This is a genomic window from Epilithonimonas caeni DSM 17710 (genome assembly GCF_000426465.1).
In the GTDB taxonomy this organism is placed as follows: Bacteria; Bacteroidota; Bacteroidia; order Flavobacteriales; family Weeksellaceae; genus Epilithonimonas; species Epilithonimonas caeni.
Genome location: NZ_AUFK01000014.1, coordinates 244,515 through 270,810, shown reverse-complemented (window position 1 = coordinate 270,810; position 26,296 = coordinate 244,515). Strand labels below are relative to the sequence as shown.

General features: G+C 36.5%; 29 protein-coding genes. 9 read left to right on the top strand and 20 right to left on the bottom strand.

What is annotated here, in order from left to right; all coding sequences use genetic code 11:
- Positions 1-317 precede the first annotated feature (317 nt).
- On the top strand, positions 318-1,613 hold the full coding sequence (locus tag K319_RS0109470) for a phenylacetate--CoA ligase family protein (protein WP_027383448.1): 1,296 nt from the start codon (positions 318-320) through the stop codon (positions 1,611-1,613).
- Positions 1,614-1,631: 18 nt separating this feature from the next.
- Entirely contained in the window at positions 1,632-2,237 is a 606-nt protein-coding gene (locus tag K319_RS0109465; protein WP_156907085.1) for a hypothetical protein, read from the top strand.
- 25 nt (positions 2,238-2,262) lie between these two features.
- On the opposite strand, the gene K319_RS0109460 is transcribed toward K319_RS0109465, so the two are convergent.
- Positions 2,263-3,513, bottom strand: a complete 1,251-nt coding sequence (locus K319_RS0109460; RefSeq protein WP_027383446.1) for an NAD(P)/FAD-dependent oxidoreductase — start codon at positions 3,511-3,513, stop codon at positions 2,263-2,265.
- Between the two features lie 85 nt (positions 3,514-3,598).
- On the opposite strand from K319_RS0109460, the gene K319_RS0109455 reads away from it, so the two are divergent.
- The 7 genes from K319_RS0109455 (at position 3,599) to K319_RS0109425 (ending at position 11,884) form a co-directional block, all read left to right on the top strand.
- Positions 3,599-5,116 (top strand): HAL/PAL/TAL family ammonia-lyase, encoded by a 1,518-nt coding sequence (locus K319_RS0109455; protein WP_027383445.1) that lies wholly within the window; start codon positions 3,599-3,601, stop codon positions 5,114-5,116.
- A 150-nt stretch (positions 5,117-5,266) separates the two neighbouring features.
- Positions 5,267-5,998: a 3-oxoacyl-ACP reductase FabG gene (gene fabG, locus K319_RS0109450; protein ID WP_027383444.1), complete on the top strand. Its 732-nt coding sequence runs from the start codon at positions 5,267-5,269 to the stop codon at positions 5,996-5,998.
- Between the two features lie 79 nt (positions 5,999-6,077).
- Positions 6,078-7,298 (top strand): beta-ketoacyl-[acyl-carrier-protein] synthase family protein, encoded by a 1,221-nt coding sequence (locus K319_RS0109445; protein WP_027383443.1) that lies wholly within the window; start codon positions 6,078-6,080, stop codon positions 7,296-7,298.
- Positions 7,299-7,306: 8 nt separating this feature from the next.
- Positions 7,307-7,561 carry a phosphopantetheine-binding protein gene (locus K319_RS0109440; RefSeq protein WP_027383442.1) on the top strand — a complete coding sequence of 85 codons (255 nt, stop codon included), beginning with the start codon at positions 7,307-7,309 and terminating at the stop codon, positions 7,559-7,561.
- 55 nt (positions 7,562-7,616) lie between these two features.
- The gene (locus K319_RS0109435; RefSeq protein ID WP_027383441.1) at positions 7,617-8,501 is read left to right on the top strand and encodes an LpxL/LpxP family acyltransferase; all 885 of its coding nucleotides are present in this window, start codon (positions 7,617-7,619) and stop codon (positions 8,499-8,501) included.
- Positions 8,502-8,714: 213 nt separating this feature from the next.
- Positions 8,715-10,241 (top strand): phytoene desaturase family protein, encoded by a 1,527-nt coding sequence (locus tag K319_RS0109430; RefSeq protein ID WP_027383440.1) that lies wholly within the window; start codon positions 8,715-8,717, stop codon positions 10,239-10,241.
- Complete coding sequence (locus K319_RS0109425) at positions 10,241-11,884, top strand: acyl-CoA--6-aminopenicillanic acid acyl-transferase (protein WP_027383439.1); 1,644 nt, start codon at positions 10,241-10,243, stop codon at positions 11,882-11,884. The genes K319_RS0109430 and K319_RS0109425 overlap by 1 nt, the downstream gene beginning before the upstream one ends.
- Positions 11,885-12,079: 195 nt before the next feature.
- Here the strand turns inward: K319_RS0109425 and K319_RS0109420 are convergent, their stop codons facing one another.
- The 19 genes from K319_RS0109420 to K319_RS0109330 form a co-directional block, all read right to left on the bottom strand.
- Positions 12,080-13,252, bottom strand: a complete 1,173-nt coding sequence (locus tag K319_RS0109420; protein WP_027383438.1) for a DUF2062 domain-containing protein — start codon at positions 13,250-13,252, stop codon at positions 12,080-12,082.
- A 4-nt stretch (positions 13,253-13,256) separates the two neighbouring features.
- The gene (locus K319_RS0109415) at positions 13,257-13,742 is read right to left on the bottom strand and encodes a hypothetical protein (RefSeq protein ID WP_034671618.1); all 486 of its coding nucleotides are present in this window, start codon (positions 13,740-13,742) and stop codon (positions 13,257-13,259) included.
- Between the two features lie 2 nt (positions 13,743-13,744).
- A complete protein-coding gene (locus tag K319_RS0109410) occupies positions 13,745-14,110 on the bottom strand; it encodes a 3-hydroxyacyl-ACP dehydratase (RefSeq protein WP_027383436.1) in 366 nt (121 codons plus the stop codon).
- An 11-nt stretch (positions 14,111-14,121) separates the two neighbouring features.
- The gene (locus K319_RS0109405; RefSeq protein ID WP_027383435.1) at positions 14,122-14,778 is read right to left on the bottom strand and encodes a hypothetical protein; all 657 of its coding nucleotides are present in this window, start codon (positions 14,776-14,778) and stop codon (positions 14,122-14,124) included.
- Positions 14,744-15,370 carry a LolA family protein gene (locus K319_RS0109400; RefSeq protein ID WP_034671617.1) on the bottom strand — a complete coding sequence of 209 codons (627 nt, stop codon included), beginning with the start codon at positions 15,368-15,370 and terminating at the stop codon, positions 14,744-14,746. The genes K319_RS0109405 and K319_RS0109400 overlap by 35 nt, the downstream gene beginning before the upstream one ends.
- The gene (locus K319_RS0109395; RefSeq protein ID WP_027383433.1) at positions 15,363-16,118 is read right to left on the bottom strand and encodes a polysaccharide deacetylase family protein; all 756 of its coding nucleotides are present in this window, start codon (positions 16,116-16,118) and stop codon (positions 15,363-15,365) included. The genes K319_RS0109400 and K319_RS0109395 overlap by 8 nt, the downstream gene beginning before the upstream one ends.
- Positions 16,119-16,179: 61 nt before the next feature.
- Positions 16,180-17,241 (bottom strand): beta-ketoacyl synthase N-terminal-like domain-containing protein, encoded by a 1,062-nt coding sequence (locus tag K319_RS0109390; protein ID WP_027383432.1) that lies wholly within the window; start codon positions 17,239-17,241, stop codon positions 16,180-16,182.
- Positions 17,238-18,437, bottom strand: coding sequence for a beta-ketoacyl-[acyl-carrier-protein] synthase family protein (locus K319_RS0109385; RefSeq protein WP_027383431.1), 1,200 nt, complete (start codon positions 18,435-18,437; stop codon positions 17,238-17,240). Before K319_RS0109385 ends, K319_RS0109390 begins: the two co-directional genes overlap by 4 nt.
- A 3-nt stretch (positions 18,438-18,440) precedes the next feature.
- A complete protein-coding gene (locus K319_RS0109380; RefSeq protein WP_027383430.1) occupies positions 18,441-18,698 on the bottom strand; it encodes a phosphopantetheine-binding protein in 258 nt (85 codons plus the stop codon).
- Positions 18,699-18,762: 64 nt separating this feature from the next.
- Positions 18,763-19,302 (bottom strand): 3-oxoacyl-ACP synthase, encoded by a 540-nt coding sequence (locus tag K319_RS0109375; protein WP_084403434.1) that lies wholly within the window; start codon positions 19,300-19,302, stop codon positions 18,763-18,765.
- Between the two features lie 10 nt (positions 19,303-19,312).
- Positions 19,313-20,455 (bottom strand): beta-ketoacyl synthase N-terminal-like domain-containing protein, encoded by a 1,143-nt coding sequence (locus K319_RS0109370; RefSeq protein WP_027383428.1) that lies wholly within the window; start codon positions 20,453-20,455, stop codon positions 19,313-19,315.
- Positions 20,452-20,877, bottom strand: coding sequence for an acyl-CoA thioesterase (locus K319_RS0109365; RefSeq protein ID WP_027383427.1), 426 nt, complete (start codon positions 20,875-20,877; stop codon positions 20,452-20,454). The genes K319_RS0109370 and K319_RS0109365 overlap by 4 nt, the downstream gene beginning before the upstream one ends.
- Positions 20,867-22,126 (bottom strand): ABC transporter permease, encoded by a 1,260-nt coding sequence (locus tag K319_RS0109360; RefSeq protein WP_027383426.1) that lies wholly within the window; start codon positions 22,124-22,126, stop codon positions 20,867-20,869. Before K319_RS0109360 ends, K319_RS0109365 begins: the two co-directional genes overlap by 11 nt.
- Positions 22,116-22,868, bottom strand: a complete 753-nt coding sequence (locus K319_RS0109355) for an ABC transporter ATP-binding protein (protein ID WP_027383425.1) — start codon at positions 22,866-22,868, stop codon at positions 22,116-22,118. Before K319_RS0109355 ends, K319_RS0109360 begins: the two co-directional genes overlap by 11 nt.
- Before the next feature lies 1 nt (position 22,869).
- Positions 22,870-23,865 carry a BtrH N-terminal domain-containing protein gene (locus tag K319_RS0109350; protein ID WP_027383424.1) on the bottom strand — a complete coding sequence of 332 codons (996 nt, stop codon included), beginning with the start codon at positions 23,863-23,865 and terminating at the stop codon, positions 22,870-22,872.
- Between the two features lie 2 nt (positions 23,866-23,867).
- Positions 23,868-24,272, bottom strand: coding sequence for a hypothetical protein (locus K319_RS0109345; protein ID WP_027383423.1), 405 nt, complete (start codon positions 24,270-24,272; stop codon positions 23,868-23,870).
- Between the two features lie 2 nt (positions 24,273-24,274).
- Positions 24,275-24,718 carry an ABC transporter permease gene (locus K319_RS0109340; protein WP_027383422.1) on the bottom strand — a complete coding sequence of 148 codons (444 nt, stop codon included), beginning with the start codon at positions 24,716-24,718 and terminating at the stop codon, positions 24,275-24,277.
- Positions 24,719-24,724: 6 nt separating this feature from the next.
- Complete coding sequence (locus tag K319_RS0109335; RefSeq protein WP_027383421.1) at positions 24,725-25,156, bottom strand: hypothetical protein; 432 nt, start codon at positions 25,154-25,156, stop codon at positions 24,725-24,727.
- Positions 25,156-26,295, bottom strand: a complete 1,140-nt coding sequence (locus K319_RS0109330; protein ID WP_027383420.1) for a beta-ketoacyl-ACP synthase III — start codon at positions 26,293-26,295, stop codon at positions 25,156-25,158. The genes K319_RS0109335 and K319_RS0109330 overlap by 1 nt, the downstream gene beginning before the upstream one ends.
- Between the last annotated feature and the right edge of the window lies 1 nt (position 26,296).

The following is a 26,296-nucleotide window of genomic DNA, read 5'->3' as shown; positions in this document are numbered from 1 at the left end:
ATTTAGTGATTTTTGTCGATTTTTAAAGCATATTTTATAGCGTTTCTGAATGATAAAAACTTCAAATTCAGAATTATAAAATTTATAAATTTGTGCAAAAGATTAAAACCACAAAAGTCACAAAAGAATTGTTTGGTTTAAACACTTAAGCCACTTTAGAAAATCTATTATTATCAAAGTTGAAGTTCACTTTAGATAAAACCGAAGATTTTAAAACTTAGGTGCTCATAAGCAAACTATTTTATACTTTTTTATTAAACTTAAGTGCATAAAAAACTTTTTGTGGTTAATGTAATTTGAATTAAAAACCATTATCCTTGGAACTATACCCAAAAATTGAAACATCCAGCCGAGATACTATCAAACAATTTCAGGAATCGAAACTGAAAGAGCTTTTGATTTACCTGCAAGATCATTCACCTTTTTATCAGAGATTATTCAAAGAAAACAATCTCGATATTAATGATATCAAGACTTTGGAAGATCTACAGAAAATCCCGACGACTTCTAAAAATGATTTGCAACAACATAATCACAATTTTTTCTGCGTTCCATTTGATAAGATTGTAGATTATAGCACAACTTCCGGAACTTTAGGCGACCCTGTAACTTTTGGATTGTCTGATAATGACCTTGAAAGATTGGCTTATAACGAAGCAATTTCTTTCGCTTGTGCAGGGGTTCAAAAAGGCGATGTTGTACAGATGATTACAACGATTGACAAAAGATTTATGGCAGGTTTGGCCTATTTTCTTGGGCTTAGGAAAATGGGAGCAAGTGTTGTGAGAATGGGACCCGGGATTCCGGAATTGCAGTGGGATTCGATTTTCAGATATAAACCGAAATATCTGATCACAGTTCCTTCGTTTCTTTTGAAAATGATAGATTATGCTGAGAAACACGGGTTAGATTACAAAAATTCCAGTGTTTATGGGGCGATTTGTATTGGGGAAGGACTTAAAAATCAAGATTTCGCAGATAATATTCTTTCAAAAAAAATCAAAGAGAAATGGGATATTCAACTTTTCTCAACTTACGCTTCTACCGAAATGAGCACGGCTTTCACAGAATGCGAATTTCAAGTTGGCGGACATCAGCATCCTGAACTCATTATTACAGAAATCCTTGATGAAAATGAAAATCCAGTACAAGAAGGTGAAAGTGGAGAATTGACAATCACAACTTTAGGCGTTGAAGCAATTCCTCTGTTAAGGTTCAAAACCGGAGATCTGGTAAAAGCACATTATGAACCTTGCCAATGTGGACGAAATACAATGAGATTGAGCCCTGTTATCGGACGCAAACAGCAGATGATAAAGTATAAAGGGACGACACTTTATCCGCCGGCGATGGGTGATATCCTGAATGATTTTAATAATATTTTGTGTTATCAGATCGTTATTCAGTCGGATGAAATCGGCTTGGATGAAATCATTATCAAACTAAGTACAGACAATGAGAATGAGAATTTTGTAAACGAAGTGCGGGATCATTTCCGGGCAAAACTGAGAGTCGGACCAAAAATTGAAATTGTAGATTTTGATATTTTATCAAAAATCGTCTTTAATCCAATTAGTAGAAAACCGATTAATTTTATAGATTTACGAGCTTAAAATTTTAATTAATAACTAATGAAAAAAATACTATTAATGTTTTTTGTGGCAATTACAACAACTGTGTTTGCTCAAAAGCTTAAAATTGAATCAGGTAATTTTGATTTTTTAAAGGACCAAACGCAAGTAAGTGTTGAACTGAAATTTGATAATGTGTTGTTCTTGAAAGAAAAAATGACTGAGTCTCAATATCTAGAAAACAGAAAGCAAGAGCTTTTGTCAAATCCAAAACGAAGTGAAGCCGGATGGAAAAAGTGGAGCGATGAATGGGAAAAATATAAGTCTGTTTATCTGGATGATTTTTTAAAAGCGCTAAATAATTCAAAAAAAATAGAATTTAAAAAAGATATTAATTCAAAATATAACCTTGTTGTTGATGCGAAATGGATATCTCCTGGATGGCACGGAGGATTTGTAATGCAACCAGCAATATTGTCTGCTAATATAAGATTTGTTGAAACAGATAATCCAGCAGTTACTTTACTTGACATAAGTGCTAATGAAGTGGTTGGAAAGTTGCCAGCAGGAATGAGCGGAGATGTGATGGAATATGATAGGATTTCGGCTGCATACGAAAAATTAGGGAGGCTGTTGCTGAGAGAAATTAATAAAGAAATTAAATGAAAAGACCGCAGTTTGCGGTCTTTTTTTATTGTTGTTGTTCCAGTTTTTCCACTTTGATGTAATTTGCAAGATTGATAACTGCGGAATCATGCAATCTCACAAACGGATTTTTCTTGTTCCATACATAGCCTGCCAAGACAGCACATATCTTTCTTTTTACATCGGGATTTTCTGGCTGGTGGAAAAATAATTCCTGAAGATTTCCCGTGTACCATTCTTTTACATAGGTTGTGAAAACATTGACGCCATATAAAATATGATCAGAATATTCTTTTTGCCAATCGATGGTTTCTCCGTTGAGTTGTCTTAACGCTAATTTTGCGGCTAACATTCCGGATTCTGTGGCGAATGCCATTCCTGATGAGAAAACCGGGTCAAGGAATTCTGAAGCATTTCCTGTTAAAGCAAATCCGTCTCCGAATAAACTTTTTACCGAACAAGAATAATCTTTCAGATGTCTTGGTTCAAACAAAAATTCTACATCACCAAAACGTTTGACATAATAATCGGAAAGTGAGATCGCTTTTCTTAATGCATCGGCCGTGTCTCCGTTTTCAATCAGTTTTTCAATATATTCAGTTGGACCAACAATCCCTAAACTTGTATTCCCGTTTGAGAAGGGAATGACCCAAAGGCAGACTTCGGTCTCAATAATATCAAATGAGATCAACGTTCCTTCTACGCCTTCTTCTCTGTTGATATCATCAACATGAGAGAATATTGCTGAATGGGGAGATAATTTTGAAGGTTTTTCCAGATTCAATAATCTTGGTAAAACCCGTCCGTAACCACTGGAATCAATCACAAATTTGGCGTGGATCTCTTTCGTTTCTCCGTCTTTATTTTTTACAGTTGTGACAGAATCTGTCCCATTGAATTCGATTCCGATAACTTCGGTTTCAAATTCGAGGTCGATTCCTTTATTTATAACTTCTTGAGCTAAGGTGTTGTCGAAATCTGCTCTAGGAACTTGCCAGGTCCAGTCCCAGCCTTCTCCGAATTTGTTGCTGAAATCGAAAATACAGACTTCATCACCTCGCATAAAACGTGCTCCCAGTTTCTTTTCAAATCCCATTTTGTCCAAAGCTGGGAAAAGACCGGCTTCGTCAAAATGGTCCATTACTCTTGGAATTAAGCTTTCGCCAACAACAATTCTTGGGAATTTTGTTTTTTCAACAACTTTTACATTGATGTTATTATTTTTTAGGAAAGCAGAGGAAACACAACCCGAAGGTCCGGCACCAATGACTAGAACATCAACAAATTCTTTACTCATTTGTTTAATAAAACTTTTATCTTTGCGCAAAATTAATGACAAATATTCAATTATATAAGAAATTTGTATTTTATCACTATAATTAATGAAAATTAGCAACCATTTAAACATTCAGGATTTTCAAAAAATAATAATTGGAAACCAAAAAATAGAGCTGGATGAAGAACTATTACAAAGAGTGGATAAAAGTTTCCAGTTCCTGAAAGAATTTTCAAAAAATAAAGTCATCTATGGTGTGAACACGGGTTTCGGACCAATGGCGCAATTCAAGATCAATGATAATGATACACATCAGTTACAATATAATCTGATAAGAAGCCATTCTTCGGGAATCGGAAATCCTTTGCTGGCATCAGAAGTTAAGGCTTGTATGTTAGCAAGGTTGAACACGTTGTCTCTTGGGAATTCCGGTGTTCACAATTCGGTCGTTAATTTGCTTAAAGAATTAATTAACAGAGATATTACGCCGTTGATATTCGAACATGGCGGCGTTGGTGCAAGTGGAGATCTGGTTCAGTTGGCGCATCTGGCTTTGGTGCTTATTGGCGAAGGTGAAGTTTTCTATAAAGGTGACAGAAAATCAACAAAAGAAGTTTTCGAAATTGAAGGACTTGAACCGATCAATGTTGAGATCCGTGAAGGTTTGGCTCTTATGAACGGAACTTCTGTGATGTCCGGAATTGGTATTGTAAACGCTTACAAAGCCAGTCAGTTAACAGAAATTTCACTTAAGCTTTCCTGTGCGATCAATGAGATTGTTCAGGCTTATGACGACCATTTGTCCGAAGCTCTCAATGGAACAAAACTTCACGCAGGCCAGCAAAAAATTGCAGCAAAAATGCGAGCTCATTTGTCTGACAGCAAATTGGTAAGAAAAAGAGCTGACCATTTGTACACCCATTTTGAAGAGCAAGATAAAGTCTTTAAAGAAAAAGTTCAGGAATATTATTCCATCAGATGTGTTCCGCAGATTTTGGGACCTGTTTTGGATACTCTGGAGTACACAGAAAAAGTGTTGGAAAACGAAATCAATTCGGCTAATGATAACCCAATCATCAATGTTGAGGATCAACACGTCTATCACGGCGGAAACTTCCACGGCGATTATATTTCTCTCGAGATGGACAAGCTGAAGATCGTTGTTACAAAGCTGACAATGCTTGCCGAAAGACAATTAAATTACCTTCTGAATTCTAAGATCAACGAAATCCTTCCTCCATTTGTAAATCTGGGGAAATTAGGTTTCAATTTTGGGATGCAGGGTGTTCAGTTCACGGCAACTTCTACAACGGCGGAAAGCCAGATGTTGTCCAACCCGATGTATGTTCACAGTATTCCTAATAATAATGATAATCAGGATATTGTGAGTATGGGAACCAATGCAGCTGTGATTTGTAGAAAAGTTATCGAAAATGCTTTCGAAGTTTTATCAATTGAATTAATTACAATTGTTCAGGCGATTGAATATCTTGGTTTTCAGGATAAGATTTCGTCATCAACTAAGGAGTTGTATGATGAGGTCAGAAAAATAATTCCTGCTTTTTCCGATGATATGGTGATGTATCCGTATTTGGAGAAAGTGAAACAGTATTTGAAAAAATAATAATATCAATTGACGAACCCAAAGGGTTCAATGTTAATAGCCGTAGGTGAAACCTATGGAAAAAAATGATTAAACATCAAAGAACCCGAAGGGTTCAATATCAATAACCGTAGATAAAAACCTATGGAATAACGAATAAAACATAACCAAATGAAATGTGCAATTATAACAGGCGGTTCCAGGGGAATTGGTAGGGCTATTTGTCTAAAATTGGCAGAAGAAAAAAACTATCATATTTTAATCAATTATACATCTAATCAATCTGCTGCGGAAGAAACTCTTGCTAAAGTTCAGGAATTGGGTTCTACGGGCGAAATTCTTAAATTTGATGTAGGAAACTCTGAAGAAACGCAAAAAGTTCTTGGCGATTGGCAGGAGAAAAATCCTGATTCTGTAGTAGAAGTCATTGTAAATAACGCTGGCATTACACGAGACGGATTGTTTATGTGGATGAAACACGAGGACTGGAACAATGTTATCAATACAAGTCTGAACGGATTTTTCAATGTGACCAATTTCTTTATTCAGAAGTTGTTGCGTAACAAATATGGCAGGATCATCAATATGGTTTCTGTTTCCGGCGTGAAAGGAACGGCAGGACAAACCAATTATTCTGCCGCAAAAGCAGCCGTGATCGGAGCGACTAAAGCTTTGGCTCAGGAAATTGCTAAAAGAAATATTACAGTGAATGCTGTTGCGCCGGGATTCATCAAAACCGATATGACCCAGGATTTTAATGAAGATGAGTTGAAAGCAATGATTCCGGCAAACCGTTTTGGCGAAGCGGAAGAAGTGGCAGATCTGGTAGCATTTTTGGCATCAAAAAAATCATCTTACATCACAGGTGAAGTGATTAATATTAACGGAGGAATTTATTCATAAAATAATCTGGCAATGTAAAAATTTAACAATATGCCAATGTGTTTAGATTTTAAATTGCTAAATTGTTATATTTTCAAAAATGGAAAATAGAGTTGTAATTACCGGAATGGGAATTTATTCCTGCATTGGGATTTCTTTGGATGAGGTCAAAGAATCGCTTTACGAAGGAAGATCCGGAATAGTCCTGGACCAGGATAGAAAGGAATTTGGATACAGGTCTGGACTTACAGGTCGTGTTCCAAAACCGGAATTGAAAAGTCTTCTCAACAGAAGACAGCGCATTAGTATGGGTGAAGAAAGCGAATATGCTTACTTGGCTACAATCGATGCTTTAAAACAAGCTGGAATAGAGCAGGATTTCTTAGATAAGAATGAAGTCGGGATTTTATATGGAAACGATAGTGTTTCACAGGCAGTTATAGAAGCTACGGATATTGTCAGAGAGAAAAAAGATACACAGTTGATGGGTTCCGGTGCGATTTTCAAATCGATGAACTCCACTGTCACAATGAACCTTTCCACGATTTTTAAACTAAGAGGGATCAATCTTACGATCAGTGCTGCCTGCGCAAGTGGCTCGCATTCGTTGGGATTAGCTTATTTATTGATTAAAAATGGATTGCAAGATATGGTAGTTTGTGGAGGAGCTCAGGAAACCAACAAATTTTCAATGGCAAGTTTCGATGGATTAGGCGTTTTTTCTGCAAGAGAAGATGACCCGACGAAAGCTTCCAGACCATTTGATTCCGCAAGAGATGGATTGATTCCAAGTGGAGGCGCAGCAACTTTGATTGTTGAAAGTCTGGAATCTGCACAAAAACGAGGCGCCAATATTATTGCGGAGATTGCTGGTTACGGCTTCTCGTCCAACGGAGGACATATTTCTACGCCCAATGTTGACGGACCGGCTTTGGCAATGGAAAGGTCTTTGAATCAAGCTGGATTAACGGCGAAAGACATCGATTATATCAATGCTCACGCCACTTCCACACCTTTAGGAGATGCCAACGAAGCAAAAGCGATTTACGAGATTTTCGGAAACGAGGTTCCTGTAAGTTCTACCAAATCTATGACCGGCCACGAGTGCTGGATGGCTGGTGCAAGCGAAATTATCTATTCTATCCTCATGATGCAGAATGATTTTGTAGCTCCAAACATCAATCTGGAAAATCCGGATGAGGACTCGAAAAAGATAAATCTCATAACAGAAACAAAAAATCAAAAAATTGACGTATTTTTGTCGAATTCTTTTGGTTTTGGAGGAACCAATTCAGCACTAATTGTTAAGAAATTTGTTTAAATAAAATTATGGAAAAAGATAAAATTATTACGATTGTTAATGATTTTCTTGTCAACGAATTTGAGGTGGATAGAGATGATATCGCAAACGACGCCAACCTCAAACAAACGCTAGGCCTAGACAGTCTGGATTACATCGATATGGTTGTCATTATCGAGTCCAATTTTGGTGTGAAGTTAGGAGAAGCTGATTTCAAACAGATTGTGACGTTCGATGATTTCTATGATACGATAGAGCAAAAAATTTCTGAAAAAACGGCATAACCCGAGAAGATGTTATTAGTCTAATATCTAGTATCTAAAATCTAACATCTGCGCTATGAACAAATGGAAAGGCAAATCCAAAGGAACGATCTTAGGTTATCAGATTTTCGTTTGGTGCATTAAGAATCTCGGCGTTCGCAGTTCCTATTTTGTTCTTTATTTTGTTGCGACTTACTATTTCATTTTCGAGAAGAAGAGCAATCAATACATTTCATATTATTTCAAAAAAAGATTAGCTTACAGTTCTTGGAAATCGAAGTTGTCTGTTTTCAGAAGTTACTTTGTTTTTGGTAAGATTTTGATTGATAAAACAGCTATTTCTGTAGGATTGCGCAATCGATTTACTTACGAATTTGACGGGATAGAAAACCTCAAAAACCTTTTAGCTCAAAAAAAAGGAGGCGTTTTGATTAGCGCACATATCGGAAATTTTGAAATCGCAGAACACTTTTTTGCCGACATCGATTTTGATGCTCAGATCAATTTGGTAACTACAGACCAAGAAGTTACGGTTATTCGGGAATATATGGAAAGTATTGCCGTTAAGAAAAGCAATATCAAATTTATCTACGTCAAAGACGATATGTCCCACATTTTTGAGATCAATGAAGCATTGTCCAAAAACGAACTGATCTGTTTCACGGGCGATCGCTATTTCGAAGGCTCCAAATTCCTTGAAACTGAATTGCTTGGTAAATCTGCGAAGTTTCCCGCTGGGCCATTTCTGATTGCTTCCAGGTTGGGCGTTCCCGTGGTCTATGTTTATGTGATGAAGGAAAAAAATCTCCACTATCATCTCTATGCAAGAGTTGCTCAGAACATCAAAAAACGTGATTCTCAGGGCTTACTCAATTCTTACGTTCACAATCTGGAATCGATGATAAAAAGATATCCGCTCCAATGGTTCAATTACTTTGACTTTTGGGACGATATTGATTAATTTTCAATATTTTTATGGCAGCTTAATCCACCTGTAGTTTATCCTGAGCGAAGTCGAAGGACTCCCAATCTTTTTTGCAGACGATTTCAGTTTAAATAGAATTGAAGTTTACACAAAAAGGATTTCCGCTCAAGCCGGGCTGCGAGCGATTCAACGTTTAAAGCATACTTTTTAATCTAACATCTAAAGTCTAACATCTCACTTCTGTAAAAATTGGAAAAAGAATACGACATATTGGTTATCGGAAGCGGTTTGGGAGGACTTGTTTCGGCCCTCGTTTTGGCGAAAGAAGGTCTTAAAGTATGCGTTCTGGAAAAGAATAATCAATACGGCGGAAACCTCCAGACCTTTTCCAGAAACAAATTGATTTTCGATACAGGCGTACATTATTTAGGGGGACTTTCCGAAGGACAGAACCTTAATCAGTATTTTACCTATCTTGGAATAATGCAGGATCTGAATCTAAAGAAACTGGATGAAAATGGTTTTGACAGGATCACATTCGATAATGATGAAATTGAATATCCACATTCCCAGGGTTATGAAAATTTCGTGGAACAACTGTCCAAAATATTTCCCGACGAAAGAGATAACTTAACCAAATATATTCAGGAAATTCAAAATATTTGTAATGAGTTTCCACGGTATAATCTTGTTGGAAAAGGAAAATATAATGATGATATTCTCTACATCAATGCTCAGAAATTTATAGAATCCGTCACGCCTAATAAAAAACTTCAGGCTGTGCTTTCCGGTTCTAATTTCTTATATGCTGGTGTTGCTAACAAAACACCTTTGTATGTTCACGCGCTGACGGTTAATTCCTATATCCAGAGTTCTTACAAATGTATCAATGGCGGAAGTCAGATCTCAAGATTGATCATAAAAGAACTCCGAAAATATGGTGCGGAAGTTTATAAACATTCTGAGGTTAATGAATTTGTTTTCGATGACGAGAATATTCTGAGATCGGTCAAGACCAAAGTTGGTAAAGAATTCTTTGCCAAGAAATTCATCTCGAATATTGAGATCAGGACAACTTTGGATCTGGTGGGACAAGAGCGATACAAAAAGTCATTTACAAAAAGGATCTATGACCTTGAACCGATCAGTTCGTGTTTCAGTGTTTATATTGTTTTGAAACCTAATGCCTTTAAACATTTTAATCATAATTATTACCATTACAGGTCAGAAGATATTGTTTGGGAAAAGTCTTTGCCGGAAACGGTAAAATGGCCGGAATGTTATATGCTTTCGTCTTGTTCTTCAAACCAAGATCCGGAATTTTCTGAAAGCCTGACTGCCATTACCTATATGGATTATGATGAGGTCAAAGAATGGGAAAACTCTTTTAATACAGTTGCGGAACATTACGAAAGAGGATCGGGATACGAAGATTTCAAGCAAAAAAAAGCCGAACAATTCATTGCCGAAATAGAGAAGAAATTTCCTGATTTACGTTCTTATATAGAGGCGGTCTATACTTCGTCGCCATTGTCTTACAGAGATTACATCGGCGGTTACAAAGGCAATATGTATGGTTATGTGAAAGATTCCAGCAACCCTCTGAAAACCATTATTTCTCCAAAAACTAAGATTGGTAATTTGTTTTTAACCGGGCAAAGTATCAATATGCATGGTATTCTTGGCGTTACGATCGGGGCATTTGTTACTTGTTCGGAGATTCTTGGAAAAGAAGTTATCGATGAAAGATTAATGGAAGTCATAAACAAGAATTGATGAAAAAAGTTTTGCTTTACTTTTTATTGATTGTAAGTCTTGTGTCTTGTGGGATCTCAAAATCGGTTCATCATGTTCCGGAAGTTGGTCAATACTCACTTGAAATTCCAAAAGTTGATAAAATCAATGACTCAACTTTTAGCTTTGATCAAAATTATCTAACTAAGAACAAACAGCAGCTTTGGGAACTTTATATCAAGGGAAATCCACTGCAGTTGGGTTATAACAATGGTGCCTTGACACAAGATCTGATGCAGAAACAGGAAGACATCTTCTTTTCCAAGATAGAAGGTTTTGTTCCGTCAAAATTCAAACAAAAATTATTAAGAAGTTTTCTGAAATGGTATAACCGGAAAATGTACTTGAATGTCCGTGAAGATTTTCAGGCAGAATTATTCGGGTTATCTCAGTACTCATCGGATAAATATGATTTTATTGCACCGAAATATCTTAGAAGCTTGTATTTGCACGGCGCTCACGACATTGGTCACGCGATGCAGGATCTGATGATGGTTGGCTGTTCTTCTTTGGCCGTTTGGAATGAAAATACGGAAGATGGCAATCTGTTGATCGGGCGGAACTTCGATTTTTATGTTGGAGACGATTTTGCTAAAAATAAGCTAATCGAATTTGTAGAACCGGAAAGCGGAATCCCGTATATGTCCGTAAGCTGGCCGGGAATGATTGGCGTAGTTTCCGGAATGAATAAAGAAGGAATTACGGTTACAATCAACGCTGGAAAATCTAAAATTCCTTTGACTGCAAAAACGCCGATTTCCTTTGTAACAAGAGAGATTCTTCAGTTTGCAAAAAATATTGACGAAGCGATTGCGATTGCGAAAAAGAGAAAAGTATTCGTTTCGGAATCGATTCTGGTGGGAAGTGCAAATGATAAAAATGCAGTGATTATAGAGGTTTCTCCGGATAATTTTGGTGTTTACAAAGTTGAAAATTCAAGTATGGTTGTTTGTACCAATCATTTTCAGTCGGAGGCTTACAAAAATAATAAACGAAATCAAAAACAGATTTTAGAAAGTCATTCGGAGTATCGATATGAAAAACTTCAGGAACTTTTAAAAGAGAATCCAAAGCTCAACCCTGAAAAAATGGCTTCAATCTTAAGAGATCGATCGGGTTTGAAGGGAGAAAAAATCGGTTATGGAAATGAGAAAGCGCTTAATCAGCTTTTGGCGCATCACGCTGTGATTTTTTCGCCTCAGAAAAAACTGGTTTGGGTTTCTTCCAATCCTTATCAGTTAGGAGAATTTGTCTGTTATGACCTGAATGACATTTTCTCAGATAACCGATTGAAAACAGGAGAGTTTGCAAAGTCAGAATTGAATATTGCTAAAGACCCTTTTATAGATTCTCAGAAGTTCAAGAATTATGAAGAATACAAAAAATTAAGTTCTAAATTTGATCATAGTGAAATTCTCTCAGATGAATTTATCATTCATTATCAATCTCTGAATCCGGATTTTTGGTGGGGCTATTATCAATCCGGGAAATATTATTATAAAATTAAAGACTATTATAAAGCAAAAATTGAATTCGAAAAAGCTTTGACCAAAGAAATCACAACTGTTCCGGATAAAGAAAATGTTGAAAGATATCTTAAGAAAACCTTGAAAAAATTAAAGTGATTTAGCTAGGGCAAACGCATTTAAAAATTAAAAATGATAAAAATATTGATTATCAGTATAATATGGATTTTGATTTTTAGCACTCTCGCAGATTTTGCAAATTTGGCAGATGATTTCTCAAAAATCTGCTTAATCTTTAAAATCTGCGAGATTCAAATATTAATAAAAGAGAATTATGATGCATATTCCCCGGCTTTAGCCGTTTTTCGGATCTATCTTTTTCAAAAGTACATAAGACCCAATTCCAATAATTAAAGAAGCTGATGTTGCCAAGATAAAACTTCCAATGATGTATTGAAGGAGATTGGTTTTAACCAATTCAAAATTCAGGTCCTGATTTAAAAAATTACTTTCGCCGCTTACAAACGGAGCTCCAATAAATAATGAGCCAGCAATAATAAACGGAATAAAAGGCGGCAAACTGATATTTGAGGCAACAAATGCCAAAACCTTATTCAGCTTAAAAAGGATTGACAGGGAAATTACAATCGCAGTCTGAAATCCCCAAAACGGAGAAAGTCCGAAAAAAATCCCCAGAGCGATAGAAAAAGCTTTGTTACGATTGCTGCCATCGCTTTCCAGGACATCTTCTTTTATAAACTTTCTAAGACTTTTTTTTTTGAAATTCCTGATGAAGTTTCTAGGAATTATGTAGGTCAAGGTTATGAAAACCAGTATTGTATTCAGAATACTGATCCTGGTGAAATCCCGAAACGGGCGGAAATGAGAAACACGTTCAGCCGGGTCGTACAAGACTTTCACCGGAACATTCTTCACAGGAATATGCTTCCACGCTGTTCTTACGATGATCTCGATCTCAAACTCAAATTTTGGTGTGAAATATTTTTTCGGAATCTTTCTCAAAGGATAAAGCCTATAACCTGATTGCGTGTCTTCCAACTTAATGCCGGTCTCGAACCAAAACCAAAAATTAGAGAACTTGTTTCCGAAACTGCTTTTTTTGGGAATGCCGTTCTGCGACATATTCCGGTTTCCGATCAGAAGGACATCTTTTTTCTCGGCAAGTAAAGCTTCTACAAAAACCGGGATGTCATCAGGGTAATGTTGTCCGTCAGAATCTATTGTAACGGCATAATTGTAATCCAATTCCTTTGCCTTTCTGAAGCCGGTTTTAAGTGCATTTCCTTTTCCCTTGTTTTCGGGTAAAGAAACAATTGTGATCTCATGATAACTATTAAGGATCTCTGTTGTAGAATCTGTTGAACCATCATTTACCACAATAATGTTTGCGGTGTAAGTCAATACACCGTCAATCACTCTTTTTAAAGTTTTTTCATTATTGTAAGTAGGAATTAAAATACAGATTTTCTTTTCAGAAACTGCATTTTTTACTTCTTGGATGATCATTGTTTTATTTTAATATTGCTTTTTCTGTGTTAGAAAAAGTTTTGGACTGACTGGCAAATTCCTTAATATAATTTTTCAGCTCTTCATTTTGCTTGTTGTAATTGCTTATCAGGAATGCTTTGTCCTCTTTCAGATTCTTGGAGTAACCAACGACTTTGGGAATATTTTCCTGAACGCTCATTCTTATGACCCGCAACTCTGAGTTATTAGGATTATTTCTAATGATCTCTTCCAAACTGAGTGCTCCTGTTTTTACGAGTGCCTTTTTCTTTCCTATTCCGGAAGTTATTTTCGCTTCCAGTATTTTTGCAGCCGCCTTGTAAGCAGAAATTATAGGACCGGAAGACGTTTTCTTTTCCGCGGTTTTGATAAACTTCTCCGCATTTTCTTTGGATAGGTTGGCGACAGCATAACTGCTCCTCAAAGCTTCCAGATCCGAAGATTGAAAGAACATAACGAAAGCTGCAAATATTGATAGCATCAGTTTCATAACTATATTTTTTTATAGGTAACTGAAAGTTTCAATGCAATAGTTTCGCCAAAGGTGGTGGTGTTTTTTACTTTTATTTCGTCTTCGTTTTCGTTGATGTCCAATTCTAAAATCAAGTCAGGCGTTTCAAATGGATTGATGATTGCCATAAACTTAACGTTTGAAGCTGTTTTCAGAAACAATTTTGAACCAGTGAATTCTTCTGTCAGGTCTTTCACGATCTGCATCATACAAACGCCGGGTGTTACGGGATTTCCCGGAAAATGGCCTTTAAAAATATTATGGTCTTTGTTCAACAGTATATTGGCCGAGAAATTTCCGTTATCGGTCTTTTCATAAGACTGTAAGGTGTAAAAATCTGTAAGCATGGTTTTCATGGTTATTCTGTTTCTTGTTCTGTTTCAGTAATTTGATTCAGTTTGATATTGATCTTAAAATCTTTGTGCTGAAGATTGATCGTTTCTGCAAAAGTAGTTTTTTTCGCATCAAAAGTGAAATCGATTTTTTCTCTGTTGTTTTTGGTGTAAATGATCTGCGTGAGATTATCACTTTTCTTATCAAAAAACAGATAGTAGATCTTTTCATCGATCTTAGAAATATCAATGATAGATTCGCTGTTCTCAAACCTTTCAGAAACAGGATAATTTTTTCTTAGTAATTCCTGGAAATCATTTTTAAGGAAATTGATAACCATTTTTTTGTCCAAATCTGCCAAAACGTAGTTGAGTTTGAAATAATCATTTTCACCAATCTCAAAATCGATCATTTTGTTTCCAAAATCAGAGGTCATCACAATACGATGCGTGGTTTCAGATATTTTTTTGATGATGAGAATTCCGCTGATGTCATTACCATAGACTTCCATCTGGCATTTATAAACATAGTCCTGAGATGAAGTGAAGTATAGATTTTCAGAAGGCTTTTGATTTCTTGAAAGAGATAGTGGTTCTACATTTTCCAACTTGTAGGTTTTACAAGAAGCCAATAGCAAAAAAAGCAGACTATAAAGAAAACTCTGAAGCAGAAATCGGCGCATTGATCTTTGTGTTTTTGAAAACAATATTGGTTGTATCTCCCGAAGCTTCCGTCATATTGACCTGAGAAACCGTCGATTCGTTTTTCGGGAATTGCAATTCGATTTGTTTGATATATTTCAATAATTGAGCAGATTTCGGAGTGAATTTAGCGATGTTGAAGTTCGCATTTTTGAAATAACTTACAGAAAATTCTGGGTCATTGAACATTTGTCCATTGGAACTTCCGACAATCAGTTTATTGATTTTTTCAAAAGTTTTACTTTTTGCATCAACAGAAGATTTTTTTCCTTGGTCATTGATAAAGATTTTGTTGTCCTTGAAAACAATGCTGTATTGATAAGGTTTTGTGTATTTCCAACTCAACATATTCGGAGATCTTAAAGACATTTTTCCGTAAGTTACGATGCTTTTATCCAGAAAATCCATTTTTTTTGTTTGGGTAAAATCTGCCTGTAAGGTTTTGATCTCCTTTGTTTCAGCTGAAACTTTGGTCACGAATGCTTTAGATTCTGCAGAAGACATTGTGGTATTTTGTGCAAAGACGAAACCTGAGATCAACAAAACTGCGCCTAAAACTATATTTTTAATCATTATTTGTAGAATTAATTATTGAATCCATTGTGAAAGTCGAATACTTTTCACGTTCCAAAAATAGCAATAAATCTACCAAAACGTTGCAGGTTTTCTCCGAAGTGTCATGTAGAAGCACAATACTTCCCGGTTTCAGATTTTTGGTAATTCTATTATAAATTTTCTTTTCGTTTTCAATAACTGTATCTAATGAGCGTACGTTCCAGCCGATACTTTTTTTCCGAGTTTTTTTGATGGCTTTTGCTATATTCGGATTGGTTACTCCGAAAGGCGGACGATACAAATCGGTTTTAATATTCCCGATTTTAGAAATTACTTCATCACATTTTTTGATTTCCTCAATCATTTTCGAACTCGATAAAAATCCGGTGTTCTTGGAATGAGAATAAGTATGATTCCCTATTGTGTGGCCTTCAGCAATAATTCTTTGAAACGCTTCGGGATATTTTTCAATTTGCTTTCCGATGCAGAAAAATGTCGCTTTGATGTTTTTTTCTTTTAATAAATCTAAAAATTTCGGAGTAAATTCAGTAGGACCGTCATCAAAAGTCAATGCAACTTCCTTGATCTTCGTTCTTTTTTGAGTGGTGGAATCAATGAAATATTTTAATTGAATATCAAACGAACCCCAAACCACAGTTACTGAAAAGAGAATGAAGCAGAAGATATACATCCAGACACTTCCGTTGAAGACATAAATAAAGACGTTCCAGAAAAGATAAAATAGAATAAATAAATAATGTTTCATCTTTATTCTTGAATTTGATTCAAATATTCAGTTGCATTAAGACGGAATAATACAGAGTGTGTTAAGCTTCTCCCAACAAAACCAGACTATGGTCTTTTCCTCCAAGATGATTATACAAAAGAATGCTTTTAATTGCTGATTTCTTTGCGGAATTAACCATCATCACTTCCGGGATCTCTTGTTTTTTTAAAATATGACAAGCCATAAACGTAGAAAATCCACTCGTTGTATTGAATTCGCCACTCAAATGCTTGTAATATAATAACATAGAGTCTTGGAAGAGATCCATTGCTTTTTTATAATACACATCAGATTTTGAATCTCCACTGAAACCTAAAATCACAGCGTCAACATCATTGTTTGATAAATTATTTTTAGCCAAAAATTCTTCGATAAATTGCCGAGTTTCTGCTAAATCTAAAGTACTATTTATTTTAATATCTTTCAATTGGGCATAAGAATTTTCCGTTTTATCTTTTCCTAAAACAAAAAAACTTGCTCCTTCTCCCCAGATTACACCGTCAGTAACTGAGTTTAGATAATCAACGGGAAGATTTTCTTCTTTTTTAATGGTTTTGTTTAATTTATACAATTCCATTGTTCGGTCGGTTTGTTCATCTGTTGAACCTACCAGAACGTTTTCTGCTTCGCCATCATTAATCTGCAGTTTTGCATCCAAAAATGAGAATTCCAGCGACGACGAAGTGTTTACGTAAGTGAAATTGTACGCATGACACTGCAAACCTAAAGCGATTTGTCCTGCCACAGTATTGTGAGTGGATTGAATAAAAAATGTAGGAGTCAGGAACTCTTCATTATTATCAATCACATTTTTTAAAAATTTTTCAGAATCCTGGGAGCATCCCATTCCTGTTCCTACAATGATGGCGTCAGGATTTTCGATTCCGGCTTCCTTTAAAGCATATTGTGATGCTACGGAGCTCATTTTTACCGTTTTAGACATTCTTCTGCTCGCTGCGGGCGGAATGAATTCTTTGTAATTGGGTTCTATTGCTTTTAAAACCTGAGTCGAATTTTCAGGTTGTAAATTTTGGAAAAAATTTTCATTTAAAGTGTCCTGAACCGAGATGCAGGCTGCACTGTTGATGTAAACTACACTCATGGTTTTGAGAAAATTAAGGTTGAACAATTTCCTCCAAAACCAAATGAATTGGAAAGAACATGGTTAATATTTTTCTCTTTGAGTTCTGTCACAGGTGTCAAATCAAATTCTTCCATTTTTGTTTTAAAATTCAAATTTGGGAAAATGATATTATTTTGAATGGCTAATAAGGAATACACCGCTTCAATTCCCGCCGCAGCCGCCAAAGTATGGCCAGTAAAGGCTTTCGTAGAGCTGAATTCCGGCACATTGTTTTCTCCAAAAATTCGAATCATGGCAATTCCTTCAGACAAATCATTATTCGGAGTTGCAGTTCCATGAACGTTGATATAATCGATTTGTTCTTTATCTAAACCAGAAACTTTCAACGCTTTTTCCATCGCTAAATAGGCACCTTGTCCGTTTTCCGAAGAAGCGGTCTGGTGATGCGCATCATTTGCATTTCCATATCCTGAAAGATAACCTAAGACTTTTTTATTTTCTTTTTTCACGACTTCATCAGATTCCAAAACGATGAAAGCAGCTGCTTCACCCAAGTTCAGTCCTTTTCTGTCGTTGTCAAACGGCGTATTGTAAGAATCAGTAAGAATCATCAACGTGTTGAAACCATTCAAAGTAAATTTTGAAAGAGAATCTGTTCCGCCGACAATTACCCTGTCTAAAACACCGTTTTTAATGAGTTTTGCCCCCATCATAATTGCGTTGGCTGCAGACGAACAGGCTGTACTGATGGTCGAAACCATACCTTTTAAACCCAAATAATCAGCAATCAGCAATGATGAGTTTCCCGCATCGTGAGCGTCAATATATTTTTGCTTTTCAGGGAAATCTTCGTAGGTGTAGAAATATTTTTCGGTGATATCCATTCCGCCAACGCTGGTTGAGGAAATCAAGCCGGTTTTATATTCGTTAATGTCTAAAATTCCGGCATTTTCTACGGCTTCTTTTGCTGCAACCATTCCTAATAAAGTGGTCCTTGTTGCATTATTATCTTCGTTTAACCGAAGTTTTTGTATAAGCTCTTCATTAGATAATTTGATTTCGCCCGTCTTAATATTTCCTTTATGGCGGGTTTCAAACAGGTTAATATCTGAAATTCCGTGTTTTCCGGATTTCAGCGAACTCAGATTTTCCTCCACATTGTTTCCAATGGCGGAGATGATGCCCATTCCTGTTATGGCAATTCCTTGACTCATTAACTATTTTGTACGATTTTCTTCAATGAATTTCGCCATCACTTCTATAGATTGAAAGATTTCTTTCCCTTTTTTCGGGTCAGATAATTTGATTCCGTATTCCTTTTCAAGAAGGACGATCAGTTCCAAAGCATCGATGGAATCCAATCCAAGACCTCCTCCGAATAATGGATCTGTATCTTTGATCTCGTCTACAGAAACATCTTCCAGGTTAAGAACTTCTACGATTTTGTTTTTTAATTCTAATTTTAAGTCGCTCATAATTTTTATTTGTCAATGTATAGATTCTTGGTCTGATACACTTTGATATTGATAGTTTGATTTTTTACTTGTTTAGCAAATATACAAAAGCATTATAACTTTCCTGATATAGCTCTACCCAGCCGCATAGTACTTTTTCGGCTTTTCCAGACTGCAAGATCTGTTCCGCATAATTGTTTAAAAATTCTTCATCCAATTCGTCTAAAACAAAAAAAGCATTCTCTGTCTGCATTTTATGTTTAATACTGATTTCACCAACGCAAATGTTTGGTAAAGTATAGACGAAAACTGCAGGACTCGGAAAATAATTTTCCTGAGAATTGATGCTTTCCTGATATTTAAAATCGGTGTCTAAACTTGATGACTTATTGGCGAAAACCAATGCCGTTCTGCTATGATCGCCATTTTTTAAAATCATTTCAGAAGCAAGAAAAGCGAGTTTACTTAAGTTATCCATTTTGTGAAATTTCGGATAATTCAATTCTAAAGTTTTATAAGCTTCTTTCGCAAAATCTGAAAAGCTTTCAGTTTGGGTTTCAAAAATAATCTCGTTGTTGAGATTGATTTTTGAATGTTCTATGGTGCAGATGTCTGTTTTTTTCATGGGTTTCATTTTAACATTTTTCCAAAACAATTGCTGCATTACACCCACCAAAACCTGAAGCCGTTTTCAAAATATATTTGATTTCTGCGGGTTGGTTTTCTTTAATAATATTTAACGATTGAGAAGTTCCCGTTTCTTCGAAATTTTTGGATGGAATTAACGTGTTTTTCAAAGCACTTTCCATAGAAATGATACTTTCCAATAACCCGGAAGCTCCCAAACAATGGCCATAATAGCCTTTCATGCTGTTCAGTGGAACATTCTGTAGTTCCATTCTGTTGAAAGCGATGGCTTCCATTTCGTCGTTGTATATTGTCGCCGTTCCGTGTGCAGAAATAAAATCAATTTTTTCTACCGGAATATTGGCTTCTGTCATTGCATTTTTGATGCTTGCAAATAATCCGTCACCGGTTCTTGAGGGGCCTGAAATATGGTTCGCATCATTAATTGCTGAATCTCCTAAAACTTTAAAACTAAATTTTTCGTTTTGATTCAATTCTGAAGTTATATAAACAGCCGCCGCCGCTTCACCAATATTGATTCCGTCGCGGTTTTTATCGTAAGGTCTGCAAATTTCAGTTCCGATTGCCTGGAAAGAATTGAAGCCTGAAACCACAAATTCTGAAATTTCATCTCCGGCAATTACAAAAGCATCTTTATACTTTCCTGCCTGAATCATGTTCTTTGCGACGGCAATCGCCATCACTCCGGATACGCAAGCATTAGAAACAACAATCGGTTTAGTTTTAAATCCGAAAAAATCAGCTAATTTTTGGGCTAAATTTGAAAGAAAAACACCCTCTGGTAAAGCTGTCTTATTTTTTAATAAACTAATGTTCCCTTTTGTGGTTGATAAAATAAAAGCCGTTTCATCTGAAATAGAATGTCTTTCAACCAAAGGCTTTAAGCTTAATAAAAACATTTTTTCAAGCCTTGTGAAATTTTTTTTCTGAGTTTCGTCAAAGCATAGGTAAAATTCTTCTTCCAGTTTTTCAGAATCAATCATGGAAGCATAAAAAGGTTCCTGATTTTCTATGATTTTATGTAAAGCTACGCCTGATTTTCCTTTCAAAAGGGCATTCCAGTTTGAAGAAACATCAAAACCTAAAGGCGTGATGCAGTTGTAATCTGTGATGTAAATTTCCTTCCTCATGATAATCCCATTTTATCTTTCCAGGCCTGAAAAAACTCAGGATTATATAAGCATAAATTGTTGTCGGAATCCAAGAAAACCTGTATCGTTTCTCCTGAACAGACCAATTTATTTTCTTCGTTAAAAAGTTCGTATTTATAAATTAATTTCGCTGAAGTTGAATTCACGAAAGTTGTTACAATTTTAAAGGTCTCTCCATATTTTAATGGTAAAAAATGTTCGCAGGTGCTTTTCACAATGGGTGTGACATAACCCGCTTTCTGGATATCAAGATACGTTAGGCCATGCTGTCTTCCAAAAGCTTCTCTACCGTCTTCAAAATACACGATGTAATGCCCGTGCCAAACAATTCCCAAAGGGTCTGTTTCGTTGAACCTTACACGAACTTCTTCTGTACAAGTTAAATTTTCCTTAGACTGCATTCTGTTTTCTTTCGTAAATTAATGATATTCCAACCATTGCAAGATAGAACAAAAATAAGAAAATCAGTTCTTTAGCAATTCCACCGATTCCGCTGTTTCGTAATATGATGTCGTAGTAGGCATTCAACCCCCAATTCATAGGAGAGAACTTTGCTATAGACTGCATAAATTCAGGCATTAAAAATACCGGAACCCAGATTCCTCCGATCGCTGCCAAAACAACTACGGAAGTTGCACCAAACGGGGCAGACTGTTCCTGAGTATCGGCAACGGTTCCCAGTAAAATCCCGAAGCCAATGGCTGCTAAACCTGCAAACAAAGTGACGATGAGGAGATTGAACATTTTTCCGGTCACGTCAAATTGTGGTAAATCCATATACGGAAAAAGGCAGACTCCAACGGCTACCATCAGTAAAAACTGGATGACGCAGATAATCAGATACGTAAATGTTTTTCCTAAAATATGAATATAATACGGCGTCGGACTTACACGAACTCTCACGCTCGTTCCCTGACTTTTTTCTTTAACTAAATTAATCGACAAAGGCACGACAATGAAGAAAATCGCAAACAACGCCCAAGCCGGAACATTGTGCTGAACCGAGTTGGGTTTGACTTCAAAAGCAGATTTCGGAACGATTTCTTTAAAAGTGATCAAACTCTTGTTATCCAAATCTTCCGTTGTTCCCAGTTGGTCTTGAAACGCTTTGTAGATTTTTTTATTCTCGATCTCAAAAACCATTTTGTTGATGGCATTCATTACCGAATTTTTGAATCCGGCATTGGTTGCAGGGTCAAAATATAAATGAATATCCTTGGCTTTTGAGGCTACGGGTTTTGTTGCTGTCGAATCCGTTTCCAAACCAAAAGAACTTACAATCGTCTGAACTTTTGAATCGATATTTGAATTGATATCTTTCGTCAGATTCTGAGGAATCACAATCGCCATCTGATAATCACCGGAAAACACAGCTTCTTTAGCCGAATTTTCGTTATAATTGGGCAAAAGCTGGAAACTTTTGCTGGCTTTCAGTTCGGATTCTATTTTTTTTGAAATTTCAGAATGGTCGTTGTCGATGAAAATAATCGGAATTTTTGAGCCTTCCAGATTTTTAAACGTCGAATCCTGAATCAATGTAATGGTTATGATCAGCAGCAAAGGCATTAGAAATATAATGACAATTCCTCCGATATCGCGCTTAAGTAAAAGGATTTCCTTAAAAAAACTTCTCCACAGTTTATACAACATCTCTCAGTTCTTTTCCGGTTAATGATATGAAAACGTCTTCCAGGTTTTCTGCATTGGCAACTCTTTGCACCAGTTCTTCAGGTGTTCCGGTTGCGTGAATTTTTCCGTGGTCGATAATCGCGATTTGAGTACAAAATTCTTCCGCTTCCGATAAGTGGTGCGAAGTGTAAATAATGCACGTTCCTTTTTTATTTAAATCTAAAAGATAATCAATAATCGCTTTTTTGGATTGTACATCAACACCAACTGTCGGTTCGTCCAGAAACAGAACTTTCGGATTGTGAAGCGTTCCTGCAATCAGGTTGCAACGGCGTTTCATTCCTCCTGAAAACTGGTCGACTTTTTTATCTGCAAATTTTGATAAGCCCATCAATTCTAAAGATTCATCGATGGTATCTCTTAATTTTTTGTGACTTAAACCATACAAGCTTCCAAAAAACATCAGGTTTTCTTTAGCGGTCAAAGTCGGATAAAGCGCATATTCCTGTGGAACAACGCCAATAATCTGTTTCAGTTTTGTGCTGTTTTTCTGAGGAGAAAGTCCGTTGATGGTAAAACTTCCTGAAGTTGGTTTGATCAAACCGGAAAGCATAGAAATCAACGTAGTTTTTCCGGCTCCGTTGGGACCGAGAATTCCGTAGATCTCGTTTTTAGATATATTTAAAGAAATATCATTGACAGAAAATTCTTCTGCATTTTGATATTTCTTGTAAAGATTTTTTATTTCTATAATATTCTCCAAACTAAATCGCTTTTCTCAGTTTCTTATAAAAAGCTTCTTCCAAATCAGCAATATGAAGCATCGATTTTGAAAGCTGATTATAAATATCACTTTTCGAATTTCTATTCTTGTAAACTCTCGCAATATCCACCGCGAAATCTCTCCAAAGGTCGCCGATTGTTGTGATTTCCTTTGAAAGTTCTTTCAGCTCATCATTTTTAAGAATGACAGCAGCTTCCTGTAAAAAAGCACCATAAATAAACCTGAATCCGCCACCGCCGGTTCCGATTTCCTCCTGCATTCTGATGAGCTGGCCAAGATAATGATTGGTTACTTTCGTTCCTTTTTTCTCTGCCCATTTCGGGATGCTTTTTGCCACCCAACGCATCGCTTTTACACCAATAATCGGAACGGGAGCCAGCATATTTTTGCAGGTGTCTTTTATTCCTTTTTTGATGGCTTCTTCAAGGTTTACCGTTTCCGGAATGTGAGTCGGAAAATACATATGACCTTTCGGTGGAAGTGCCCCTTTTGCGTAACGAACTTTTTCCAGTTCGGCTTCGGAAAGGGAAGTTGCGAAATCCATTACAGGGTCGCTGATTAAAAATCTGCCGTTTTCTTTGCCATAAACCACAAGGTTGTGTGCGTTGAAATGAAATTTATATTCTTCAGGAAAATAAGTCAGGTTGAAAACTCCAACCTGCAATCCTGTCGGGATATTCTGTTCTAAATTTTTCTCTAAAGCGGTTTGTGCATCTTTGGGATTGGAGAATTTCTGTCTTTTGATTTTAATGCCCAGTCTTTTTGCGGCTTTGCTGAAAATCGCTCCCGGCATCGGACGATAGCTGAATCCCGGCGCAAAATTCACTTTCAGGAAAGGTAAATACACGAAAAACAATCCGGAACCAATTCCGAAAATCATGGGTTCGCTAAGTTTTAACCCTTTATTTAAAAGTAAGTTGGAGGCAACACCGTTTTCGCAGTGAGCGGTTTGGTGGTGTTCAAAGTTGATCTTCATTGTTATTTACCGTCGAAGTTTTTTAATTCGTCTACCGAAATCCCAAATGCATCTGCATATTTTTTCAGGGTAGAATCGCTGAGTTTTTTGAAATTTTTTGGTTTTGCGTGTCTTTTCACGGTCCATTGCCATTTATCCACATAGGCTGCAAGAACCTGCAGATCCATTTTATTGAGTTCCATAAAATAGATGATGGGACTTACGATTCCATTTGCAACATTCTGTTTAGCTTCTTCGATACGCTCATTGATCAGTGCCATCGATTCGTCAAGGGCTGCTTTTTTGGCTTCCCAACCAATGCTTTGAGCGGTGGTATAATTGTTATTTTCATCCGTCACATATAACATTTCGGTCATATTTGCCGATTGCATACTGCTTTCGTCCTGTGGAATGTCTTGCTTTTTCATCGTTATTGTTTTACTTCTTGAATAAACAAATTGATTTCGGCTCTGATTAATATTTTATCATCAAGAAAAGTTTCGCAAAAAATGTTGCAGATGTTTTCAAACTGAGAGATCAAAGAAGCCTTTGAGATGATGATATCATCAACTTTCGGCAACGCGAAAATCTCTATTTTTTTGATATTCGTAATGAAACCGATCACTTTTGTTTCAACATCCGGATTCTGGAAAAAACTTTGTCCGAGGATTGATGAGCATGTCTGCGCCAGGTTTTCTATTAATCCGGCCTCAATAAATGTGTTGTCTGAAACAAAAATATTGTCTTGGGTAATTTTAAATGATGTGATGACTTTATCTTCCGTCAATTCCAAAATATAATCCGTCATCAGCATTGGTTCGCGATGAGGCAAAAAATTGTGGATGTTGATCAAACTTTCGTCCTTCAGTTCCATTTAAAATTATTTCACTACGGTTTTCATCTGCGATTTTGCAATCACTTTATCATTGATTTTAGTAATGATCTCTACCAGTGTTACGCCCATCATTTCATTAATAATAGTCGCTTCCGATCTCAATACGTCTCCGACTTGAGGTAAACTTTCTGTTTCAAAAGATTTGATAGCGCCTATGTAACCTGTCGGAGATTCTTTGCCTAAAAGAAAATATTTATAACCCGTATGCAAAGCCACGCTCTGAGCCTGATGTTCAATCAAACCAGAAGCCTGAAATGTATTTTCATTAACAAAAATTTGATCTTCCTTAATGACAAATTCGGAAATCAAATGATTTTCCGAATATTCCAGAAGTCCGCTTACCATTACAAAAGGGAACTTTTGAGGAATCAGACTTTCTATGAAGTTTTTGTCAGAATTTGGTAACAAGTTTTCCATTAACAAACAGTCAATAATGCACAAGAATAAGCGAATCTTCCACTTTCCGGAACACAAAGAAGAATTCTTTCTCCTTTTTTAAGTTTTCCGGAATTCATCAATTGTTCCACAGCAATGAAGATGGATCCAGCACCGATGTTCCCAACTTCGGAAAGATTATAGAACCATTTTTCCCAAGGAAAATCTAAGCCAACTTTTGCAAATTCTTCTTTCAATCCATCTTTGAAATAACCGGAAGAAATGTGTGCCAGCACATGGTCTACAGATTCCGGGTCCAGTTCGTGTTTGTCAAAAGATGCTCTCAAACTCTGTGCGCCTTTTACAAGGATGTATTGGTCCAGGATCTTTGTGTCTTGTTTCAAAGCAAAGATCGATTGCTTCAACCACTCGTCAGAAGGATAATCTGCCCAGGATCTCAGACTTCCGTCTTCCTGTTTTTCACATCCGGAATACATACAGGCTTCGATCTCGTGAGCGTAAGAATAGAAATCGATCCATTCGATTTTCAAAGAAGTCTGGTTTTCTCTCGGCTTATTTTCCAACAAAAATGCACCGGCACCATCAGAAAGCATCCATCTTAAAAATTCTCTTTTGAAGGCTACAATTGGTCTTTCTTCCAATAGTTTCAGATTTTCTGCTTCGTGGTCGAATTTGTCCGCTGTCATCCAGGAAGAAAATCTCTCGGAACCTACACAAACAGCATTGTTTTTCACACCAGCTTTTACAGATAAGAAACCGTAGTTCAGTGCGTTCATCCCGGAGTTACAAAGTCCCATTGATGTGTTGATCTCCACAGATTTGTTCATACCCAGTTCACCATGGACCATAGATGCGTGAGATGGCTGAATCTGGTCTGCAGAAGTTGTTCCGCAAGATAGTAGTTCCATATCTTCTTTTTTGAAATTCTCATCGAAAAGACCATTGATCGCATTGGCTGTGATCTGGGCGTTGGTATGAGTTGGGTTTCCATTTTTGTCAAGGGCGTAATATCTGGTTTTGATCTGATTATTTCTCAAAATCAGAGCTCTTGCTTTGGACGGTGTATTGTTTACCAAACCAAGATAGGTTTCCATATCGTCATTGGCTATCGGCTCGTTTGGCAGGTATGTAGAAGATTTGGTGATATAAACGTTGCTCATT

What these genes read in the sequence shown, in the direction of transcription:
- K319_RS0109455 (WP_027383445.1), top strand. Translation starts at nt 3,599, where the DNA reads ATGAAAATTAGCAACCATTTAAACATTCAGGATTTTCAAAAAATAATA.
- K319_RS0109380 (WP_027383430.1), bottom strand. Translation starts at nt 18,698, where the DNA reads ATGAGCGACTTAAAATTAGAATTAAAAAACAAAATCGTAGAAGTTCTT.
- K319_RS0109340 (WP_027383422.1), bottom strand. Translation starts at nt 24,718, where the DNA reads ATGGAACTGAAGGACGAAAGTTTGATCAACATCCACAATTTTTTGCCT.
- K319_RS0109395 (WP_027383433.1), bottom strand. Translation starts at nt 16,118, where the DNA reads ATGAAACATTATTTATTTATTCTATTTTATCTTTTCTGGAACGTCTTT.
- K319_RS0109465 (WP_156907085.1), top strand. Translation starts at nt 1,632, where the DNA reads ATGAAAAAAATACTATTAATGTTTTTTGTGGCAATTACAACAACTGTG.
- K319_RS0109405 (WP_027383435.1), bottom strand. Translation starts at nt 14,778, where the DNA reads ATGCGCCGATTTCTGCTTCAGAGTTTTCTTTATAGTCTGCTTTTTTTG.
- K319_RS0109445 (WP_027383443.1), top strand. Translation starts at nt 6,078, where the DNA reads ATGGAAAATAGAGTTGTAATTACCGGAATGGGAATTTATTCCTGCATT.
- K319_RS0109350 (WP_027383424.1), bottom strand. Translation starts at nt 23,865, where the DNA reads ATGAAGATCAACTTTGAACACCACCAAACCGCTCACTGCGAAAACGGT.
- K319_RS0109420 (WP_027383438.1), bottom strand. Translation starts at nt 13,252, where the DNA reads ATGATCATCCAAGAAGTAAAAAATGCAGTTTCTGAAAAGAAAATCTGT.
- K319_RS0109335 (WP_027383421.1), bottom strand. Translation starts at nt 25,156, where the DNA reads ATGGAAAACTTGTTACCAAATTCTGACAAAAACTTCATAGAAAGTCTG.
- K319_RS0109390 (WP_027383432.1), bottom strand. Translation starts at nt 17,241, where the DNA reads ATGAGTGTAGTTTACATCAACAGTGCAGCCTGCATCTCGGTTCAGGAC.
- K319_RS0109435 (WP_027383441.1), top strand. Translation starts at nt 7,617, where the DNA reads ATGAACAAATGGAAAGGCAAATCCAAAGGAACGATCTTAGGTTATCAG.
- K319_RS0109360 (WP_027383426.1), bottom strand. Translation starts at nt 22,126, where the DNA reads ATGTTGTATAAACTGTGGAGAAGTTTTTTTAAGGAAATCCTTTTACTT.
- K319_RS0109460 (WP_027383446.1), bottom strand. Translation starts at nt 3,513, where the DNA reads ATGAGTAAAGAATTTGTTGATGTTCTAGTCATTGGTGCCGGACCTTCG.
- K319_RS0109415 (WP_034671618.1), bottom strand. Translation starts at nt 13,742, where the DNA reads ATGAAACTGATGCTATCAATATTTGCAGCTTTCGTTATGTTCTTTCAA.
- K319_RS0109440 (WP_027383442.1), top strand. Translation starts at nt 7,307, where the DNA reads ATGGAAAAAGATAAAATTATTACGATTGTTAATGATTTTCTTGTCAAC.
- K319_RS0109370 (WP_027383428.1), bottom strand. Translation starts at nt 20,455, where the DNA reads ATGAGGAAGGAAATTTACATCACAGATTACAACTGCATCACGCCTTTA.
- K319_RS0109425 (WP_027383439.1), top strand. Translation starts at nt 10,241, where the DNA reads ATGAAAAAAGTTTTGCTTTACTTTTTATTGATTGTAAGTCTTGTGTCT.
- fabG (WP_027383444.1), top strand. Translation starts at nt 5,267, where the DNA reads ATGAAATGTGCAATTATAACAGGCGGTTCCAGGGGAATTGGTAGGGCT.
- K319_RS0109345 (WP_027383423.1), bottom strand. Translation starts at nt 24,272, where the DNA reads ATGAAAAAGCAAGACATTCCACAGGACGAAAGCAGTATGCAATCGGCA.
- K319_RS0109375 (WP_084403434.1), bottom strand. Translation starts at nt 19,302, where the DNA reads ATGAAAAAAACAGACATCTGCACCATAGAACATTCAAAAATCAATCTC.
- K319_RS0109400 (WP_034671617.1), bottom strand. Translation starts at nt 15,370, where the DNA reads ATGATTAAAAATATAGTTTTAGGCGCAGTTTTGTTGATCTCAGGTTTC.
- K319_RS0109330 (WP_027383420.1), bottom strand. Translation starts at nt 26,295, where the DNA reads ATGAGCAACGTTTATATCACCAAATCTTCTACATACCTGCCAAACGAG.
- K319_RS0109410 (WP_027383436.1), bottom strand. Translation starts at nt 14,110, where the DNA reads ATGCTTACAGATTTTTACACCTTACAGTCTTATGAAAAGACCGATAAC.
- K319_RS0109365 (WP_027383427.1), bottom strand. Translation starts at nt 20,877, where the DNA reads ATGCAGTCTAAGGAAAATTTAACTTGTACAGAAGAAGTTCGTGTAAGG.
- K319_RS0109385 (WP_027383431.1), bottom strand. Translation starts at nt 18,437, where the DNA reads ATGAGTCAAGGAATTGCCATAACAGGAATGGGCATCATCTCCGCCATT.